Consider the following 18,898-nt stretch of genomic DNA (forward strand, 5'->3'; position numbering starts at 1 on the left):
TTCGCCTATTGCCAGGGCGAATCAACGTCGTATTCGTCGATGTCACCCACTCCGGGAAGATGCGGGGAGAGCCTGGGCAGCTCGGAAACGCTGCCCAATCCCAATCTTTCCAGAAAGTACGAGGTGGTCTGATACAACGTGGCACCACTTTCACCATCGTCGGGTGCTTCGTGGATCAGCCCGCGCGTCAGGAGCGTGCGCACCACAGAATCGACGTTGACCCCGCGAATCGCCGCGATCCTTCCGCGGGACACCGGTTGCCGGTAGGCGATCACTGCCAAGGTTTCCAGCGCTGCCTGGGTAAGTCTTGCCGTTTGGCCGTCGATGACGAAGCGTGAAACGAAGGGAGCAAATTCACGTCGGGAGAAGATGCGCCAGCCGCCGGCCAATTCACGCAGCTCAAAACCGCGTGGTGTATCCCCACCATCATACTGTGCCCGCAGCCTTTCAAGGGCCGCTGTGACGCGTTCCTCACTGACCTCCAGCACCTGTGCCAGGTGGCCGGCGGCGATGGGCTCGTCGATGACCATCAGCACCGCCTCGATGCCTGCCTCCAGCCCCCCGGGCAGTGCGTCGACTGCCGCCTCCGCGGCCCCCGGCACCTGCCCCGCGACGGATTCGGCTGTGTGGTTCATGGGTTTTCCCCCTGTATGGCTTGCGCAGAAGTGGTGGATGTCTCGGGCGGTTCGGCGGCCGCGGGTTCGTATTCCTCTTCCAGCGCGGCCGGATCCCAGTCGGCGTCGGGTTCAAGCCAACGCACGTTCAGCGCATCCAGCGGTGCATCCTGGGAAAAGGCGATGACCTGTTCGCGGTACATTTCCAGCAGCGCGAGGAAGCGGGCGACGACCTCCAGGTGGCTGGCTGCGTCCGCGATTAGTGCGGCGAAGCTCAGGGAGCGGTGTTCCTTCAGCAGGGCCGCCAGGATCCCCGCCTGTTCGCGCACCGAGACCGTGCCGCCGTGCAGGTGCCCGGTCCCGACCTCGGTGGGTGCCGCCGCCTTGGGCGCCAGGGCGGTTGCTGCCAGCTGCGCCAGCGCCTCGGGGGTGGTCTTGAACACCAGCTCCGGGAGCAGCGCGGCGAAGTGCGCCTCCAGGCCCGCCTGGCGCGGGAAGCTGGTGGCCTCCTCGTGCAGCTTCCCGGCGATCCAGCCGGCTGCGTGCTTGAAGGCCTTGTACTGCAGCAGCCGGGCAAAGAGCAGGTCGCGGGCCTCGAGCAGGGCCATGTCCTCGTCGTTTTCGATGTCGCTGCCCGGCAGCAGGCGCGCGGCCTTGAGGTCAAGCAGCGTCGAGGCGATGACCAGGAACTCGGTGGTCTCGTCCAGTGCCTTGGAGCCGGCGCGGCCCCGGAGCAGCTTCAGGTAGGCGATGAACTCGTCGGTGACCTCGGCCATGGCGACCTGGGTGATGTCCATCTCGCGCTTGGCGATCAACGAGAGCAAGAGGTCAAAGGGGCCGGAAAAGTTTTCCAGCGAAACCCGAAAGCCACCGGCCGAATCGTCTGTGACGATTCTGCCGGTGGCGGTGTTTTCGGCGGCGGGTGCCGTCATTACGGGGCGCCGCCGCGGGAGATCAGTTCCCTCGCGAGCTGGCGGTAGGCCTCGGCGCCGGGGTGTGCGGCCGCATAGGTGGTGATGGGCTCGGCCGCGACATTGGCGTCGGCGAACTTGATGGTCCGGCGGATGACCGTTTCGAAGACGGTGTCCCCGAAGGCCTCGACCAGCCGGCCGACGACCTCGCGGCCGTGCAGCGTGCGCGGGTCGTACATGGTGGCCAGCACGCCGTCGATGGCCAGGGCCGGGTTCAGCCGGTCCTGGACCTTCTCGATGGTCTCCACCAGCAGGGCCACGGCGCGCAGCGCGAAGAACTCGGCGGTCAGCGGGATGATGACGCCGTGTGCGGCGGTCAGCGCGTTGACGGTGAGCAGGCCCAGCGAGGGCTGGCAGTCGATGAGCACGATGTCGTAGTCGTCGGTGACCGAGCGCAGCGCGCGTTCCAGGACCTGTTCGCGGGCAACCTCGTTGACCAGCTGCACCTCGGCGGCGGAGAGGTCGATGTTGGCCGGCAGCAGGTCCACGTTCTCGACGTCGGTGGTCAGGATGGCGTCGCGGATCTCGGTCTTGCGGTCCATCAACACGTTGTAGACGGTGACGTCGAGCTCGTGCGGGTTGGTGCCGAAGCCGGCGGACAGGGCGCCCTGCGGGTCGAAGTCGACCAGCAGCACCTTGCGCCCGTACTCGGCCAGGGCCGCGGCGAGGTTGATGGTGGAGGTCGTCTTGCCGACCCCGCCCTTTTGGTTGACCATGGCGATCACGCGGGCCGGGCCGTGGGAATCCAGTGGCAAGGGCTCGGGGAAAATCGTCATCGGGCGACCCGTGGGTCCCAAGGGGGTGGGTTCCTTGAGCAAACCCGCGCCTCGCGACTTGCTGCCCTGTTCCTCGCTCACGGTATGAACCACGCTTCCGTTCGTTGTGCGATCTGGTTGACTACTTGTTTCAAGGGTATAGGTTGCGCACCGGGCTTTGCCCAATCGGCGGCACGGCGAGCCTTTACCTTGAAGTTGAAGTCCAATGTTATGGGCGGGCCGGGAAACCGTGCCCCGCGGCGCCGTCCCCGGCCAACGGGGCACGGAGCGCCCGGCGGCATTAACGGCACCGGCCGCCGTGCTCGCGTGGGCGAGCGCGGCGGCCTGGCCGTTTGCGCGTCGGCTAGTGCTCGTTGGCTGTCAGCGAGAGCTCGTCGAAGGGACGGTCCCCGGCAAGCACCGCGCGGGCCTGCTCCATGTCGATTTCCCTGGTCCACTTGCCGATCAGCAGCGTGGCCACGGCATTGCCGGTGAAGTTGGTCAGCGCGCGGGCCTCGGACATGAACTTGTCGATGCCCACGATCACGCCCATGCCGTCAAGCAGTTCGGGGCGGTGCGACTGCAGGCCAGCGGCCAGCGTGGCCAGGCCCGCTCCGGTGACCCCGGCGGCGCCCTTGGAGGCGACGATCATGAAGACCAGCAGGGAGATCTGCTCGCCGATGTTCATCGGCATGCCCATGGCGGTGGAGACGAACAGCGCGCTCATGGTCAGGTAGATCGCGGTGCCGTCGAGGTTGAAGGAGTAGCCGGTGGGAACCGTGATGCCCACGACCGGCTTGGAGACGCCCACGTGCTCCATCTTGGCGATCAATCGCGGCAGGGCCGACTCCGAGGAGGAGGTGGAGAAGATCAGCAGGTACTCGCGGGCCAGGTACTTCAGCAGCGCGAAGATGTTCAGGCCGGTCACGGCGCGCAGCAGCGAGCCGAGGATCACCACGATGAACAGCGCGCAGGTGGCGTAGAAGGCACCCATGAGGATGGCCATGGAGCCGATGGCTGCCCAGCCGGTGGCGCCGACGACCGCGGCGATGGCGCCGAAGGCACCAAGGGGGGCGATCCACATGATCATCATCATCAGGCGGAAGACCACGGCCTGGATGTGGCGGATGGCCCCGAGCACCGGCTCGCCGCTCTTGCCCATGGACTGCAGGGCGAAGCCCACGAAGAGTGCCAGCACCAGGGTCGGCAGCACCGGGATGTCCCCCGGGATCAGTTCGAGCAGGAACTTGACGGTCGCGTTTTCGGTTCCGCCGGCGGCACCCTCGTAGGGCTGCAGCTTCAGGCCGGAGCCCGGGTGGACCAGGTTGCCGACGAACAGGCCGATGGCCAGGGCGAAGGTCGACATGGTGATGAAGTAGAGCAGCGCCAGTCCGCCCACCTTGCCGACGGTGGCGGCCTTGGCGATCGAGCCGATGCCCAGCACGATGGTGCAGAAGATCACCGGGGCGATGATCATCTTGATCAGCGCGACGAACCCGGTGCCCAGCGGCTTGAGCGCCTTGCCGAGGTCCGGGGCCAGCAGGCCGATGGCGGCACCGGCAACCACGGCGACGATCACCATGATGTACAGCCAGTGGGTGCGGTCCTTCTTGAGCGGTGGTTCCTGGTTCTCGATGGGGTCCTTTTCCAGGACTCCGCTAGCTGCCGGCGTCGTTGCCATGATGGCTCCTTCTGGGATGTTGCTGCGGTGGGGGCGGGCGCTTCGACGCGCCGTGAGCTCTTCATCCATGGTGGGGCCCGAAGTGATCGAGATCTCCCTTGTGTTCATAATGGTCATGGCGCGCTTGTTGACGTGCCACCCTTGGAGGTGCGCGATGTGCGCCGCCCGAGGACCGAGAGAAGTGGAGGCCGCCCATGCCACGAGCGGTTTTGGGATCCCCCGCCGCCACCCGGCGCGGCCGCGGGCCGTATTCGCTGGCCGCGCGCATCTTCGCCGCGCAGCTGGCCCTGGTGGCGCTGGTGGTGTCGGCGGTCAGCGGCGCCGGGTACCTCAACGCCCGCGCCCAGGCCCACGACTTTGCCGCCAAGCGCGTGCTCTCGGTGGCCGAGACCCTGTCCCACGACCCGTTCGTGATCGACGCGGTGCAGGGCCCGGATCCCTCGGCGCAGCTGCAGCCCTTTGCTGCACTGATCCTCCAGCACGCCCAGGTGGACTTCGTGACCATCATGGACACCGACCGGACCCGCTACACCCACCCCACCGCCGGCGAGATCGGCCGCAAGTACGTGGGCAGCGTCGAACGCGCCCTGGCCGGGGCCAGCGAGGTGGAAGACTACCCCGGCACCCTGGGCCCCTCGGTGCGCGCCATCTCCCCCGTCCGGGACGCCGGCGGCGAGGTGGTCGCCATGGTGTCGGTGGGCGTCACCTTGCAGTCCCTCAGCATCACCCAGGCCGCGATCATCCCGGCGACGCTGCTGGTGGGGCTGCTGGCGGTGGGGCTCGGCGGCGCGTTCACCTACGCGCTGGGCCGCTACCTGCGCCGCGCCACCCTGGGCTACGGCCCGGAGGAGCTGCGCCGGCTCTACGCCTACTACTTCTCCGCCCTGCACTCGCTGCGCGAGGGCCTGGTACTCATCGACGCCAGGGGCCGGCTGGTGCTCTACAACGACCAGGCCGCCCAGTTGCTGGGACTGCCCCCGGCCGGCTCGCTGCGCCCGCTGCCGGTGGTGCAGGTGGGGCTGCCGGAAACCGTTGCCGAGCTCTTTGCCTCGGGGAGGCGCGCCACCGACGAGATCCACCTGACGAACAACCGGGTGCTGGTGATCTCCCAGCAAAAGGCCGAGCAGCCGGATTCGGATCCCGGGGCGCGGGTGCGCTGGACGCTGCGCCGCAAGCAGGTGGAATCCTCGCTGGGCACCGTGGCAACGCTGCGCGACCACACCGAGGTCCAGGCGCTGACCGGGCAGCTCGAGTCGCTGACCACGCTCACCGAGGCGCTGCGCGCCCAGACCCACGAGCATGCCAACCGGCTGCACACCGTGGCCACGCTCATCGAGCTGGGCCGCGAGCGCGAGGCACTGGAGTTCGCGGTGGCCGACCGGCAGGAATCCCAGCGGCTGACCGACGAATTCGTGCAGGCCGTCGACGAGCCCTACCTGACCTCGCTGTTGGTGGGCAAGGCGGCGCAGGCCCACGAGCGCGGCATCACGCTGACCCTGTCCGCGTCCGGGCACCTGCCGGCCGGCGCCCTGGATGCCAGGGACCTCGTGACCATCACCGGGAACCTGCTGGACAACGCCTTCGATGCCGCGGCCGGGTCCGAGCAGCGCCGCGTCTGGGCCGATTTCGCCGCCGACGACGAATCGGTGGTGGTCTCGGTCGCCGATTCCGGGCCGGGCGTGGACCCGGATTTGCTCGACGAGTACTTCCGCCTGGGGGTATCCTCCAAGCCGGTGGCCCCGGGCAGCGGATCGCGCGGGCTGGGCCTGGCGCTGGTGCGCCAGGCGGTCGCGCGCCTGGGCGGGTCGCTGGAAGTGGATAATGATGCCGGGGCCATTTTCACCGTGACGCTGCCGCTCTCCCCCGGGCCGCGCCCACGCCCCTGAGCGCGCCGGGCCAGCCCGCCCGCCCCGATCACCCCCGACGACCTAGCCCCAGGAAGCACCGGTACATGGATCCGCACAGAGACCTCCGCGTTCTCGTGGTTGACGACGAGGCCACCACCGCCGCCGCGCACGCCAAGTTTGTCGCCCGCGTCCCCGGCTTCGAGGTGCACGCCATCGCGCACAGCGGCCAAGAGGCCTTCGCCGCCCTGGATACGGCGCAGGCGGCGGGCACCCCCATCGACCTGGTGCTGCTGGACATGAACCTGCCGGATTTGCACGGCCTGGACGTCGCGCGGCGGGTGCGCGGTCGCGGCAGCACCGTGGACATCATCGCGATCACCGCGATCAGGGACCTGACCGTGGTGCGCACCGCCATCTCCGCCGGCGTGACCCAGTACCTGATCAAGCCCTTCGGCTTCGCCGCGTTTTCCGAGAAGCTGGAAAACTACCGCAACTTCCGCCTCAACCTGCGCACCATTGGGTCCTCGGCCTCGCAGGAGTCGATCGACAACGCGTTTGCCGCGCTGCGCTCCGTGGGCCCGGCGCCGCTGCCCAAGGGGCTGATCGCCGAAACCCTCGGTGCCATCGCCGAGACCCTGCGCTCGGCGAGCGCAGCGCTCTCGGCCACCGAGGTCTCCGAACTCTTGGACCTCTCGCGGGTCACGGCCCGGCGCTACCTGGAGCACCTGGCCGAGACCAAGGCGGTTGCCAAGGCCCCTCGGCACGGGACCCGGGGCCGCCCGGAGTACGAATACACCTGGCGGCGCACCGACTGAGGCCGCGGCCGGCGCGCGGGGCCGCCCCGTTTCCCTGGATCAGCCCGCGGGCCGCAGGAACGGGATCAGGTCCTCGATCACCGCGGGGTCCTCGATGGTGGAGGGCACCGCGTACGGCTTGCCGTCGGCGATCTGCCGCATGGTCTTGCGCAGGATCTTGCCCGAGCGGGTTTTGGGCAGCGCCGCCACGATGCGGACCTCGCGGAAGTCCGCGACCGGGCCGATGTGCGCCCGCACCATCGCGACCAGTTCCCCGGCCAGCTCCTCCTCGGAGATCGCCGCCCCGCTCTTGAGCACCACGTACCCGCTGGGCCGCTGGCCCTTGAGTTCGTCGGCCACCCCGATGACCGCGCATTCGGCCACCGCCCGGTGGGAGCCCAGGACCTGTTCCATGGCGCCGGTGGAGAGCCGGTGCCCGGAGACGTTGATGACGTCGTCGGTCCTGCCCATCACAAAGAGGTAGCCGTCCGCGTCGAGGTAACCCGAGTCCCCCGTGGCGTAGTGGCCCGGGAAGTGCTCCAGGTAGGTCTCGATGAAGCGGGCGTCGTTGCCCCACAGCGTGGCCAGGGTGCCCGGGGGCAGCGGCAGCTTGATGGCGATGTTCCCCTCCTCGCCGGCCGCCACCTCGGCCCCGAGCCCGTCGAGGATCCGCACGTCGTAGCCCGGCACCGGGACCGTGGGCGATCCCGCCTTCATTTCCAGCACTTCAAGTCCCACGGGGTTGGCGGCGATGGGCCAGCCGGTCTCGGTCTGCCACCAGTTGTCCACCACCGGCACGCCGAGCTTTTCCCCGGCCCACACGTAGGTGTCCGGGTCCAGCCGCTCACCGGCCACGAAGAAGTTTTTCAGGCTGGACAGGTCGTACCCGGCCATGAGCTCGGCCGCGGGGTCGGCCTTGCGGATGGCGCGCAGCGCGGTCGGGGCGGTGAAGAACGTGTCCACCTTGTGGTCCGCGATCAGCCGCCAGAAGGCCCCGGCATCGGGGGTGCCCACCGGCTTGCCCTCGTAGAGCACGGTGGTGGCCCCGGCGATCAGCGGGCCGTAGACGATGTAGGAGTGACCGACCACCCAACCCACGTCGGAGGCCGTGAGCATGGTGGAGCCGGGTCCCACCCCGTAGATGTTGCGCATCGAGAAGTCCATCGCCACCGCGTAGCCGCCGGAATCGCGCACCACTCCCTTGGGCGCGCCGGTGGTGCCCGAGGTGTAGAGGATGTAGAGGGGGTGGGTGGCCGGCACCGGAACCGCGGCGGCGGGTTCGGCCACCGCGGCCAGCTCGTCCCAGTCGTGCCAGGCGGTGTCGGTGCCCGCGTACTCGCTTCGCTGGTGCGCGAAGCCCTCGCGGTGGGAAACGATGACGGTGGAAATCTTGTGGCTTGCCATGCCGATGGCCTCGGCGACGGCCGGAAGGTACTCGATGCGGCGCGAGGGTTCGATGCCGCCGGTGGCGGTGACGATGGCGGCGGGGGCGGCGTCGTCGATGCGGGCCGCCAACTCCTTGGGGGCGAAGCCGCCGAAGACCACCGAGTGGACCGCGCCGATGCGCGCGCAGGCCAGCATGGCGATGTGCGCCTGCGGGATCATCGGCAGGTAGATCAGCACCCGGTCCCCCGTGCCGATCCCCTGGTCCCGCAGCACGCCGGCGAAGGTCTCGACCTTGGCCAGCAGCTGGGCGTAGCTAAAGCGTTCCTTGATGCCCAGCACCGCGGAATCGTAGATCAGTGCGGTGCTCTCCCCGCGGCCCGCGGCCACGTGGCGGTCCAGGGCGTTGTGGCAAACGTTGAGGATCCCGTCGGGGTACCAGGCGTAAATCGGTGCGCGGCTGGCATCCAAACCCGTGGCAGGAGGCCGTTCCCAGTCGATTGTTGCCGCTTCCCTGAGCCAGAAGGCCGCGGGGTCGTTCTTGGCTTCGGCAAATCTCTGCGCGTATGTCGGTGCCATGCGAACCGTCCATCCATTCGTGTCGCGTGCTTGTTTCGGGCTTCACCGAGCATATGACTGTCGCCACACATTTTCAAGATCAATGTATACACAACCCCAAAGTTTTCGAACCAATTTCCATCGATTACGTGACTTCTCGGGTTTTCTGTATACAATTGGTGGCATGAGGGCAAGCGACAAGGCCTACGAGGCACTGCGAACCGACATCGTCGAATGGCGGTTGCGTCCCGGTGCCGTGCTGGGCGAAGTGGAACAGGCCGAACGCTTGGGTGTTTCACGGACCCCGCTGCGCGAGGCACTGGCGCGACTGGTCGCCGACGGCCTGGCTGTGCAGCAGCGCGGCCGCGGCACTGTCGTCTCCGACGTCTCCCACGAGCACGTCGATGACCTCTTTGCCTTGCGCCGGGCCCTTGAGGTCGAATCTGCCCGCATTGCCGCGCGAAACGCGGAGCCCGCGGTCTTTGCCGCGCTGCGCTCCCGCTTCATGGAAGCTGGACGCTCCACCGACCCGGAAACCCGCGAGGCCTACTACCGGCTCGCCGGCGAACTTGACCGTAGCATCGATGCGGCAGTGGCCAACCCCTATATCGAGCAGGCCCTGCGCTCCCTGCGGGTGCACCTGGCCAGGGTCCGCCGCCTGGCCCAGGACGACCCCGAACGCCTGGCAACCTCGGCCCTCGAACATGCAGCAATCGCAGAGGCCATCGCCGCACAAAACCCGGAGGTCGCCGCGGCGGCCACGCAGTTGCACCTTCACCACAGTCTTGAACACATCAAAAACCATGCCGGTTCCAGAGAGGACACCTAAATGATCAACCACCCAGTACGCGTCTACCGCAGTGAAGAAAACCTTGCCCGCGAGGACCAGCTCGCGCACAAGATCGCCACAGTCGCCGCCGACCCCGTAGCGGTCACCGCCGAGGTCACCGAGATGATCATCAACCGCATCATCGACAACGCCTCCGTTGCCATTGCCTCGCTGAACCGCGGCCCCATTGTCGCCGCCCGCGCCCAGGCCCTGACCCACGCCCCGTCCACCGGCGGCAAGGGCGCCTCCGTCTTCGGCATCACCGAGAAGGTCTCCCCCGAGTGGGCGGCCTGGGCCAACGGCGTGGCCGTGCGCGAGCTCGACTACCACGACACCTTCCTCTCCGCGGAGTACTCCCACCCGGGCGACAACATCCCGCCGATCCTGGCCGTCGCCCAGCACACCGGCGCCTCGGGCAAGGACCTGATCCGCGGCATCGCCACCGGCTACGAGATCCAGGTCGACCTGGTCAAGGCCATCTGCCTGCACAAGCACAAGATCGACCACGTGGCGCACCTGGGCCCGTCGGCCTCCGCCGGCATCGGCACCCTGCTGGGCCTGGATGTCGAGACCATCTTCCAGGCCGTCGGCCAGGGCCTGCACACCACCACCGCAACCCGCCAGTCGCGCAAGGGCGAAATCTCCACCTGGAAGGCCCACGCCCCGGCATTCGCCGGCAAGATGGCCGTCGAGGCGGCAGACCGCGCGATGCGCGGCCAGACCTCCCCGGTGCCGATCTACGAGGGCGAGGACGGCGTGATCGCCTGGATGCTCGATGGCAAGGACGCCGCCTACGAGGTGCCGCTGCCCGAGGCAGGCGAGGCCAAGCGCGCCATCCTTGACACCTACACCAAGGAGCACTCCGCCGAGTACCAGGCCCAGGCCTGGATCGATCTGGCCCGCAAGCTGAACCGCGAGCACCCGGAGGCAGCCGACGCCAAGAACGTCGCCTCGGTGCTCATCAAGACCAGCCACCACACCCACTACGTGATCGGCTCGGGCGCCAACGACCCGCAGAAGTACGATCCGACGGCATCGCGCGAGACCCTTGACCACTCGATCCCGTACATCTTCACCGTCGCCCTGCAGGACGGCACCTGGCACCACGTGGATTCGTACTCCCCGGAGCGCGCCGGCCGCCCCGACACCATCGAGCTGTGGAACAAGGTCACCACCGAGGAAGACCCGGAGTGGACCCGCCGCTACCACTCGCTGGACATCAACGAGAAGGCCTTCGGCGGGTCGGTGGAAATCACCCTGGCCGACGGCACCGTGATCACCGACCAGATCGCCGTCGCCGACGCCCACCCGCTCGGCGCCCGCCCGTTCGCCCGCGAGCAGTACATCAACAAGTTCCGCACCCTGGCCGCCGGATTGGTGGAGGACGACGAAATCGACCGCTTCATCGCCGCGGCCGAGAACCTGGAGAAGCTGGGAGCCGGAGAGCTCGATGCGCTGAACATCGTTGCGGCACCGGGCGTCATCGACCTCGCCGCCGCCCCGAAGGGATTGTTCTAATGTTGTACTCCAACGTCACCCCCGAGCAGAAGCGCGCGGCCCTGCGCGAGATGCTCGTTCCGGGCACCGCGCGCCAGTTCCCCGGGGCCTTCAACCCGCTCTCGGCCCGGTTGATCGAGGAAAAGGGCTTTGACGGCGTCTACATCTCCGGCGCCGTGCTGGCCAACGACCTGGGGCTGCCGGACATCGGGCTGACCACGCTCACCGAGGTGGCCACCCGCGCCGGGCAGATCGCCCGGATGACCGACCTGCCGGCCCTGGTCGATGCCGACACCGGCTTCGGCGAGCCCATGAACGTGGCCCGCACCATCCAGGAACTCGAGCATGCCGGGCTGGCCGGCTGCCACATCGAGGACCAGTTCAACCCCAAGCGCTGCGGCCACCTGGACGGCAAGAACGTCGTCGACCTGGACACCATGGTCAAGCGCATTGCCGCCGCAGCCGACGCGCGGCGCGACCCGAACTTCCTGATCATGGCGCGCACCGACGTGCGCGGCGTCGAGGGCCTGGGAGCCGTCGTCGACCGGGCCAAGGCACTGGTGGATGCCGGCGCCGATGCCATCTTCCCCGAGGCCATGAAGGACCTCTCCGAGTTCGAGGCGGTGTGCGCGGCCGTGGATGTCCCGGTGCTGGCGAACATGACGGAGTTCGGCAAGTCCGAGCTTTTCACCCGCCAACAGCTTGCGGCCACCGGCGTGGCCATGGTCATCTACCCGGTGACCCTGCTGCGCAGCGCCATGGGCGAGGCCGAGCGCGTGCTGGATGCGATTGCTGCCGACGGATCCCAGGAGTCTCGGGTAGATTCAATGTTGACGCGTGCGCGTCTGTACGAACTGGTTGACTACGAGGCGTACAACCGCTTTGACAACGGGATCTTCAATTTCCAGGTCCCGGATCTGGATATCCACACAAATAACGCGAATCTGTAGGAATCAGGAGCGAAGTGATGACTGAAACTGAGATCAAGAAGGGCCTCGCCGGGGTCGTTGTCGACTACACGGCCGTTTCCAAGGTCAACCCGGACACGAATTCGCTGCTTTACCGTGGATACCCGGTCCAGGACCTGGCGGCCGGCAAAAGCTTCGAGGAAGTGGCGCTGCTCCTGTGGAACGGCGAGCTGCCCAGCGAAATCGAGCTCACCGACTTCGTGGCCGCCGAGCGCGCCGGGCGCGCGCTGGCCTCCAACGTCAAGGCCGCCATCGACCTGCTGCCGCTGGATTGCCATCCAATGGACGTGGCCCGCACCGCGGTCTCGGTCGTTGGGGCAAACCACGCCCTGGCCGGGGATTCATCCCCGGAGGCCGAGCTGATCAAGGCCAAGGAACTCTTTGCCGCGTTCCCGGCGGTGGTCGCCTACGACCAGCGCCGCCGCCGCGGCCTGGGCGTCATCGAGCCGCGCGAGGACCTGGACTACTCGCAGAACTTCCTGTGGATGACCTTCGGCGAGGAGGCCGCCCCCGAGGTGGTCGACGCGTTCCGCGTGTCCATGGTGCTCTACGCGGAGCACTCCTTCAACGCCTCCACGTTCACCGCACGCGTGGTGACCTCCACGCTTTCGGACCTGCATTCGGCCGTCACCGCGGCCATCGGCGCGCTCAAGGGACCGCTGCACGGCGGAGCCAACGAGGCCGTCATGCACACCTTCCAGGAAATCGGTATCGACAAGAACGAGTCCCGGGAGGATGCCGCGGCACGCGCCAAGGCCTGGATGGAAGACGCCCTGGCAGCCAAGAAGAAGGTCATGGGCTTCGGGCACCGCGTCTACAAGCACGGCGACTCCCGCGTGCCGACCATGAAGGCCGCGCTGGACAAGATGATCGCCTATTACGGCCGCAGCGAGATGCTGGGGCTCTACGACGGCCTGGAGGCCGCGATGGACGAGGCCAAGGGCATCAAGCCCAACCTCGACTACCCGGCCGGCCCGACGTACCACCTGATGGGCTTCGACACCGACATGTTCACGCCGATCTTCATTGCCTCGCGCATCACCGGCTGGACCGCTCACGTGATGGAACAGCGCGCGGCCAACGCGTTGATCCGCCCGTTGTCCGAGTACAACGGCCCGGAGCAGCGCGCGCTCTGAGCCAACGTAAATGGCCGCCTGGCGGGAGACATGGTGCTCCCCCGGGCGGCCTTTTCCGTGCCCGGGGCCATGCGCCTGAATGCTCCCTCGCCGGTGTTGCGGATCAAGCTGAAGGAGGCCCCGCTGCCGCCGGTGGATGAAACATCGAGGCACCGATGCGCTGGGCGGCGCTTCGGGCCTCGTCGGCCCGGTCGAGCAGTTCCTGCTGCCTCCCCGCATCAAGCAGCGGCTTCAACGCGGCAAAACACAGGCGTCCGCCCTCGTCGAAGCGCAACAGGCCCCCGCCGCGCAACACCACCGCGGATGTGGTGCGCAGGCCCAGCCTCGCGGCCTCGGACCGGGCCAGGCGCAGTTCCTGGACGAAGGAGGCCCCGATCTCGGAAACGGCGAAGCCGTCGGGGCTGATCCGCAGGCTGGGGCGCACCCTGTCGATGGTGATCTTGGCGGCCGGATCCAGTTTCGCCGCGTCCAGCAGCGCGGGGTTGTCCCAGATGAAGCGCAGCACCTCGTCGGGGTCGGAACCCAGGGCGGAGAGCCGGACCGGGTAGTTCAGGTCCTGCAGGGCCGAGATCCCGTCCAGTGCCCGTTCCGGGCCGGTGACGATTCCGACCTCCGCAAAGCAGGCGCGCAGGGTGCCGCGGTAGTTGCGCCCGTCCTGCGGGACCACCACCGCGTCGGCGGCCAGGATTCCGCGCAGCAAATCCTCCCAGCCCACATCCACCGGGGCCATGTAGGCCAGGCCGCGCAACAGCATGTTCAGAACCCGCTCACCGATCCGGGCTCCCGCGGCCGCCACCTGGTGGACGCTGGACCGCCGCCCGGGGCGTCCCAGCTCGGCCCGCCACAAACGCAGCACGGTTCCCAACACCGCGCGAACGACGCCGGCGGCCCGGCGGTGCGGTTCCACGTCCTCGCGCCAGTCCCGGGGCAGGTCGCCGGTCAGCGGATCGCGGGCGGACCGGCCGTGGCTGAACAGGTTGTCGGCGAAGCGGAAGAGCCCCGAGGCCAGCAGCGTCGAATCGATGGATTCCAGGGTTCCCCCGCAGGCTGCAAGTTCCCCGGCAATGATCTTTTCCACCACGGGTTCTGCGGTGAACACCCCCAGCATGGCCAGCAGGTCGGCCAGCGCCTCGTGCAGCGCCAGCTGGTCGGCGCCGGCCAGCGCATCTCCCCAGCGCGGGCGGTACCCGTCGACAACCGCATGGGTGACCTCGTGGGCCACCAGGTCCCGGTACAGCACCAGCGGGAGCTTGGTCCGGTGCCGCGAATCCTCGATCATGCCGAACCGGATGGAACAGTCGGGCCGGGTGTAGCCGGTGTTGCGGTAGTCGATCCGGTCATTGGCGTACAGTTTCAGCCTGGCCCCGCCGGCCCAGCCCATTCGCCGCCCCAGCGCCCTCTCGAACGAGGCCAGGGTGTGTGCCGCCACCGCGTAGGCCTGCTGGGCCAGGAAGCGGCGGTCGGTCGGCAGCCGGGACGGATCCGGCCGTGGCCCGATGTCCTCCGCCCCCCATTGGCCGTTTCCCAGAACCTGGTTTTCCCTCCGGCCCCGCGGACCCAGCACCACCACCTCCAGGCGCGCGCCCAACGGGCCGGTGAGCAGCCGTTCGCTGGGAACACGCAGGGTGTGGGTCATCAGCAGACCCGCGGAATCCAGTGAATGCGGTCCCTGGGCAAGCACCGTCAGCGAGCTCAGGTCCCCGGCGCGATGCGGCGGCAGGACGTGCATCGCCTCACCTGGCCGCGCCGGCGAAGGCGCTCCCCCACGGAGAGTCCTTGGCTGCGGCCGGCCCCTCAAGCTGGGCGCGCTGGTCAAAGCGGCCCTTGGCCAGCGACTTGGTGACCGCGGCGAGTATCGACCGGCGGCTGCGGGTGGGGTCGGTGCGCAGTTCCCCGAGCAGGTAGTAGGTGAACGCGCCGTTGTAGCGTCCGTCGAACACCGCATCGGCAGAGGTCTGGTCGGAGCGGCAGCCTGCCAGCAGCACCGGGCGGGTTCCCCGTGCCGAGCGCGACACCAGGTCGCGGAAGGCCCGCGGATCCGCCGTCGCGGTCCGTTCCAGGCCGATCGGCGTGGGCGGGGGCACGAACCGCGGGCGGCGTCCGGGCAGCAGGTCCAGCGCCTTAAGCCCGTCGCCGCTGTGGCAGGTGTCAAGGACGACCTCCACCAGCACCCCGGGCCCGGCCCGGGAAATGAGGTCGTGCAGCTCGTCGTCGGAGATCAGGGTGGCGGGATCCCACTGGTCCCCCGCCTGGTCCAGGTCGTAGGTGGCAAAGGCCTCGTCGGCCTGGTCCGCCTCGTCGCCCGAGGCGTCGGGGATCTGGGTCCCGTGGCTGGAGAAGGTGAAGACCAGGTGCTTGAGCCCGTCGGCCGCCGCCCGGTCCATGGCCTCGCCCAGCCTGCCCATGACCGCCGCCTTGGTGGCCGCGCCGTCGGTGAGCACCTCGATCTGGCCGTCGGCGAATCCGTATCCGGCCCCCAGCATCTGCGCAAAGTCGTTGGCGTCGTTCACGCAGCCGTTGAGCCACGAGCCCCGGGGCAGGTTCTGGAAGTCGTTGATGCCCACGCACAGGGCGTACCGGTCCCCGCCCGTCCCGGGCCGGGCCAGGACCGGGGCGGGCGGCACCGCGAGCGCCGGTGCCGGGTGCATGGCGGCCGCGGGCGCCGGCACCGGCACCGGCCGGGCGGCGTCGTAGCCGATGACATCCTCGCGGCCCAGCACCCGGCACAGCACGCTGGTCATGGTGTCGGGGTCGTTGTCGAAGGAACCATGGGAGGTCGCGGCACTGCGCCCGGCTTTCGGGCCGCCGCCGGCTATCGACCAGGTCGCGTCGGCCCGGTCGGAGGCGAAGAGCCGGGTCAGCTGGTCGTCGGCGGCCACCGATTCGGCCAGGCCCAGGAGCGGGGTGTTGGGGTCGACCTCCAGCGAGGCGCGGATCAGGCACAGAAGCGAGCGGCGGTAGACGCCGATGACGTTGTCCTCTTCCTCCAGCTCCCGGTTCATGGAGAACATGCCCAGGTGGTCGACCCCGTTGGCGGCGCCCAGCAGCGGCAGCAGCCGCGCCTTGAAGTCCTCGGCGGTGATGGCCGGGGCCAGCAGGTTCAGGGTGGAGAATCCCTTGCCGGCATCAAGCCCCGCGTAGGCCGGCAGGAAGTGGGAATGGAAGATGGACCCGGCCGAGTGCCCCGCCGCGTGCAGCTGGACCGCCTGCGGGTTGCCGTCCACGAATTCGGCCAGCGCCCGGGCCACGTACAGGGCACCGCCGTCGTCTGCCACGGATTGGGCGGCGCTGAGCTTCATCTGGCCCCAGATCTTGGGTCCCACGGGCCTGGCAAGCAGTTCGAAGGCCTTGTTCCAGGCGTCCTGCAGGAAGCCGCGCTCGGCCGGGGCGCCGAGGGCCGCCTCGCGCGGGGCGGCGCCGAGCAGGGTCTCGATGGCGTCGAAGAGCCCGGTTTCCCAGATGAAGAAGATCGGGTAGACCCCGTTGGCCAGCAACCACGGGATCTGCCGCGCGGCCCCGGCGATGCCCGAGTTTTCATCCACGAGGCCGCCGTGGGCCCAGAAGAGCAGGGGCACGTCGCGGCCGCCGTTGGCGGCGACGAATTCGGGCAGGTGGCGCGCGAAGATCGCCTGGATGTCCTCCGGGGTGGTGCGCAATTGTCCGCCGCTGGAGAAGCGGCCGTCCGAGAGGTTGACCAGATGGGGCTTGAGCGCCTGCGGGTCGATTCCCGCCGGAAGGGCGGCCCGGGCCGCGCCGTCCCCCTCGGGGCCCGTTCCCCGGGCCGTCAGCAATGCCATTGATCCGCTCCTGTCAGGTGCTGTGCGGTGGATACCTCAGCAATAGCATGGACCGCCGGGCATTACCAGACCGTTATCGACCGGGGCGGTACAAGGGGGCGATCGGGATGCCGGCGGCAGGCCGTTCACCACCGTCCGGGGGATCCGCCCGGCTATTCGGACGGATCCCCCGGAGCCAACGCCCCCTACCTAATCTCGAGCGAGGCGGCCACCTCACGGGCCCGAAGGTACTCGCTGGACTGCAGGTAGGCGGTCCGTTCCGTCGCGTCCTTGAACCCCAGGTAGCCGGTCCAGGCCTCGGACTGGAGCATCTTCCCGTCCAGGTGGAAGGACGTGGCCAGGTCGCACAGCCTTCCCTCCGTGGCGCTGTCGGCCGGAACCAGCGAAACCGTGGAGCGCTCGATCCCGAAGACGTCGGTTTCGGTGACCAGGCCCAAGGCCAGCTTCCCTTCGTCCACCGCCACGGAGGTCGGGCTCAGGCCATGCAGCGTGTATGTCCCCGAGGGGTCGTCGCAGGTTTCAGATTCGTCCTGGCCCGCGCGGTCATCGGTGAACAACCCCAGGTTGAAGACCGCCTTTCCGTGCGAATCGAAAAACATCAGCTGGTAGACGGAAGCCTCCCTCGGATCCGCGACGGCCGACTCAAGCACCTTGCCGTTCTGGTCTCGCATGATCTCGTACATGTCCCACGACGGGTGGGTGACCTCCAGGAGCGTGTTGTCGTAGGTGATGCGTTCGGCACCGGTCTCGGTCTCCATCCACGACGGCTCGTTCGGCCCGAAGAGGGTCTCGGCGACTTCTGCGGGAATGCCCTTGTCCTTGATGGCCCGGTTCATGCGCTGCTCGGCAGTCTCATCCGCCTCGTAGGTGTAGCCACGCAGCAGGGGCCAGCTAAGGTATTCCTGATGCACTTCCACGCCGTCCTCGGCGAGCTTCACGGGCGAACTGGCCCAGTGCCCGGCTTCGGGATTCCACTTGGCAATCAGCATGCCGGCGGCCACGTCGTCGACCATGAGCTCGGTGCGGTACTGCTCCGACGGCGTGAAGGCGGCAAATCCGTCCAGACAGCCGATGAGCGCGAAGGCCTCGGCCTCGAGGCCCGGATTGCTGAGCTTGCCGTTGACGTCGGCGAATTGCATTTCGGGGAGGGACAGCGCCCGGCACGCCGCGTCGTCGGCGAAGTGCGCGCCGTCGTAGGCGGGGAACAGCCCGTTGGGCAGCTGCAGTGATTCCGGCCGCGAGGTCGGATCGGCCGTGCCGGTCCCCGAGGGCGCGGGGGCTGTGGGGCTCGGCGTGGGTGTGATGGCCGGGAGCGGGTCCGGAAGCGGGGCGTTCCACGGCGACCAGACGACGACCGCCGCCACCGCGGCGGCGGTGACCATGGCACCCAAGGCCACGGGGACCCACGAACGCCGCTGCCTGGCGCTCTTGTGCACCGGCTGTTGGGCGAATACCGGGCCAGGCTCGTCGAGGTCAAGGGGCAGCGGCCCGCCGGAGTCTCGGTGCATGCGGGGGTCGGCGTCTCGAAGGAGCTGTTCAATGTTGTCCATTTGAGGTTCCACCCTTCAACATCTGGTTGGGGGCCTTCTTCGAGAAGGCCTTGCGCGCCCTGAAGAGCCGGGACTTGGCCGAATCGGGCGAGCATCTGAGGATCGTCGAGATTTCATTCAGGCTCAGGGAATCCCAATAGGCGAGCATGAGGATTTCGCGTTCCTGCGGGCGCAAGGTGTTCAGGACTTCGCGGACCGCGGCGCCGGGATCGTTCTCCGGCTGCGGGCGGCGGGCCAGTTCGCTGCTGCCCAGCTTCTCGATGAGGCTGCGTTGGCGGCGTTGGGCCCTGTACTCATTGGCGACCAGGTTCCGCGCCGTCACCAGCAGCCACGGCAACGCATCTTCCGACGGCTCCTTTTGGTGCTGCCAGGCGATGCGGAAAACGTCGTTGGTGATCTGCTGGGCGGACTGCACATCGCTGGTGCGCCGGTACACGTATCCGTAAACGCGCTGGGAGTACTGCCGGTGCAGTTCTTCCACATGCAACGCGGTTCTCGCTCCCATGGGTTCCCTCCCC

Annotated in this window: 15 protein-coding genes; 6 read left to right on the forward strand and 9 right to left on the reverse strand. The window is 68.4% G+C overall.

Going from position 1 to position 18,898, the window contains the following annotated elements; translation table 11 throughout:
- Nucleotides 1–5: 5 nt before the first annotated feature.
- The 4 genes from scpB to KRR55_RS15225 all read right to left on the reverse strand — a co-directional run bounded on the left by scpB (nt 6) and on the right by KRR55_RS15225 (nt 4,021).
- Nucleotides 6–635, reverse strand: coding sequence for an SMC-Scp complex subunit ScpB (scpB, locus tag KRR55_RS15210; protein WP_217389956.1), 630 nt, complete (start codon nt 633–635; stop codon nt 6–8).
- The gene (locus KRR55_RS15215) at nt 632–1,546 is read right to left on the reverse strand and encodes a segregation and condensation protein A (RefSeq protein ID WP_217389957.1); all 915 of its coding nucleotides are present in this window, start codon (nt 1,544–1,546) and stop codon (nt 632–634) included. Before KRR55_RS15215 ends, scpB begins: the two co-directional genes overlap by 4 nt.
- Nucleotides 1,546–2,442 (reverse strand): ParA family protein, encoded by an 897-nt coding sequence (locus KRR55_RS15220; protein ID WP_336245137.1) that lies wholly within the window; start codon nt 2,440–2,442, stop codon nt 1,546–1,548. Before KRR55_RS15220 ends, KRR55_RS15215 begins: the two co-directional genes overlap by 1 nt.
- Nucleotides 2,443–2,704: 262 nt before the next feature.
- Nucleotides 2,705–4,021, reverse strand: a complete 1,317-nt coding sequence (locus KRR55_RS15225) for a cation:dicarboxylate symporter family transporter (protein ID WP_254456252.1) — start codon at nt 4,019–4,021, stop codon at nt 2,705–2,707.
- Between the two features lie 194 nt (nt 4,022–4,215).
- Here KRR55_RS15225 and KRR55_RS15230 point away from each other — a divergent pair, with 194 nt between their 5' ends.
- Together KRR55_RS15230 and KRR55_RS15235 are read left to right on the forward strand one after the other, a co-directional pair.
- Nucleotides 4,216–5,907, forward strand: a complete 1,692-nt coding sequence (locus KRR55_RS15230) for a sensor histidine kinase (protein ID WP_217389958.1) — start codon at nt 4,216–4,218, stop codon at nt 5,905–5,907.
- Nucleotides 5,908–5,972: 65 nt separating this feature from the next.
- A complete protein-coding gene (locus tag KRR55_RS15235; RefSeq protein WP_217389959.1) occupies nt 5,973–6,683 on the forward strand; it encodes a response regulator in 711 nt (236 codons plus the stop codon).
- Nucleotides 6,684–6,722: 39 nt separating this feature from the next.
- On the opposite strand, the gene KRR55_RS15240 is transcribed toward KRR55_RS15235, so the two are convergent.
- Nucleotides 6,723–8,624 carry an AMP-binding protein gene (locus KRR55_RS15240; RefSeq protein ID WP_217389960.1) on the reverse strand — a complete coding sequence of 634 codons (1,902 nt, stop codon included), beginning with the start codon at nt 8,622–8,624 and terminating at the stop codon, nt 6,723–6,725.
- A 163-nt stretch (nt 8,625–8,787) separates the two neighbouring features.
- On the opposite strand from KRR55_RS15240, the gene KRR55_RS15245 reads away from it, so the two are divergent.
- From KRR55_RS15245 to KRR55_RS15260, 4 genes are read left to right on the forward strand one after another with little or no spacing between them, the layout of a single operon-like run.
- The gene (locus KRR55_RS15245; RefSeq protein WP_217389961.1) at nt 8,788–9,432 is read left to right on the forward strand and encodes a GntR family transcriptional regulator; all 645 of its coding nucleotides are present in this window, start codon (nt 8,788–8,790) and stop codon (nt 9,430–9,432) included.
- Nucleotides 9,433–10,950, forward strand: a complete 1,518-nt coding sequence (locus KRR55_RS15250; RefSeq protein WP_217389962.1) for an MmgE/PrpD family protein — start codon at nt 9,433–9,435, stop codon at nt 10,948–10,950.
- Nucleotides 10,950–11,879: a methylisocitrate lyase gene (gene prpB, locus KRR55_RS15255; protein WP_217389963.1), complete on the forward strand. Its 930-nt coding sequence runs from the start codon at nt 10,950–10,952 to the stop codon at nt 11,877–11,879. Before KRR55_RS15250 ends, prpB begins: the two co-directional genes overlap by 1 nt.
- 17 nt (nt 11,880–11,896) lie before the next feature.
- Entirely contained in the window at nt 11,897–13,033 is a 1,137-nt protein-coding gene (locus KRR55_RS15260; protein ID WP_217389964.1) for a bifunctional 2-methylcitrate synthase/citrate synthase, read from the forward strand.
- Between the two features lie 103 nt (nt 13,034–13,136).
- Here the strand turns inward: KRR55_RS15260 and KRR55_RS15265 are convergent, their stop codons facing one another.
- The 4 genes from KRR55_RS15265 to KRR55_RS15280 all read right to left on the reverse strand — a co-directional run bounded on the left by KRR55_RS15265 (nt 13,137) and on the right by KRR55_RS15280 (nt 18,885).
- The gene (locus KRR55_RS15265) at nt 13,137–14,762 is read right to left on the reverse strand and encodes a gluzincin family metallopeptidase (RefSeq protein WP_217389965.1); all 1,626 of its coding nucleotides are present in this window, start codon (nt 14,760–14,762) and stop codon (nt 13,137–13,139) included.
- Between the two features lie 4 nt (nt 14,763–14,766).
- A complete protein-coding gene (locus KRR55_RS20365) occupies nt 14,767–16,830 on the reverse strand; it encodes a caspase family protein (protein ID WP_254456253.1) in 2,064 nt (687 codons plus the stop codon).
- 185 nt (nt 16,831–17,015) lie between these two features.
- Entirely contained in the window at nt 17,016–18,380 is a 1,365-nt protein-coding gene (locus KRR55_RS15275; RefSeq protein ID WP_217389966.1) for a hypothetical protein, read from the reverse strand.
- Complete coding sequence (locus KRR55_RS15280) at nt 18,367–18,885, reverse strand: RNA polymerase sigma factor (RefSeq protein ID WP_217389967.1); 519 nt, start codon at nt 18,883–18,885, stop codon at nt 18,367–18,369. Before KRR55_RS15280 ends, KRR55_RS15275 begins: the two co-directional genes overlap by 14 nt.
- Nucleotides 18,886–18,898 lie beyond the last annotated feature (13 nt).

Origin of the sequence: Paeniglutamicibacter quisquiliarum, assembly GCF_019084045.1 — a bacterium.
Taxonomy (GTDB): domain Bacteria; phylum Actinomycetota; class Actinomycetes; order Actinomycetales; family Micrococcaceae; genus Paeniglutamicibacter; species Paeniglutamicibacter quisquiliarum.

Bases quoted from the DNA above. Each gene is read 5' to 3' on its own strand.
- KRR55_RS15245 (WP_217389961.1), top strand. From the start codon at position 8,788: ATGAGGGCAAGCGACAAGGCCTACGAGGCACTGCGAACCGACATCGTC.
- KRR55_RS15250 (WP_217389962.1), top strand. From the start codon at position 9,433: ATGATCAACCACCCAGTACGCGTCTACCGCAGTGAAGAAAACCTTGCC.
- KRR55_RS15280 (WP_217389967.1), bottom strand. From the start codon at position 18,885: ATGGGAGCGAGAACCGCGTTGCATGTGGAAGAACTGCACCGGCAGTAC.
- KRR55_RS15215 (WP_217389957.1), bottom strand. From the start codon at position 1,546: ATGACGGCACCCGCCGCCGAAAACACCGCCACCGGCAGAATCGTCACA.
- KRR55_RS15230 (WP_217389958.1), top strand. From the start codon at position 4,216: ATGCCACGAGCGGTTTTGGGATCCCCCGCCGCCACCCGGCGCGGCCGC.
- scpB (WP_217389956.1), bottom strand. From the start codon at position 635: ATGAACCACACAGCCGAATCCGTCGCGGGGCAGGTGCCGGGGGCCGCG.
- KRR55_RS15260 (WP_217389964.1), top strand. From the start codon at position 11,897: ATGACTGAAACTGAGATCAAGAAGGGCCTCGCCGGGGTCGTTGTCGAC.
- KRR55_RS20365 (WP_254456253.1), bottom strand. From the start codon at position 16,830: ATGGCATTGCTGACGGCCCGGGGAACGGGCCCCGAGGGGGACGGCGCG.
- KRR55_RS15235 (WP_217389959.1), top strand. From the start codon at position 5,973: ATGGATCCGCACAGAGACCTCCGCGTTCTCGTGGTTGACGACGAGGCC.
- KRR55_RS15275 (WP_217389966.1), bottom strand. From the start codon at position 18,380: ATGGACAACATTGAACAGCTCCTTCGAGACGCCGACCCCCGCATGCAC.
- KRR55_RS15265 (WP_217389965.1), bottom strand. From the start codon at position 14,762: ATGCACGTCCTGCCGCCGCATCGCGCCGGGGACCTGAGCTCGCTGACG.
- KRR55_RS15225 (WP_254456252.1), bottom strand. From the start codon at position 4,021: ATGGCAACGACGCCGGCAGCTAGCGGAGTCCTGGAAAAGGACCCCATC.
- prpB (WP_217389963.1), top strand. From the start codon at position 10,950: ATGTTGTACTCCAACGTCACCCCCGAGCAGAAGCGCGCGGCCCTGCGC.
- KRR55_RS15240 (WP_217389960.1), bottom strand. From the start codon at position 8,624: ATGGCACCGACATACGCGCAGAGATTTGCCGAAGCCAAGAACGACCCC.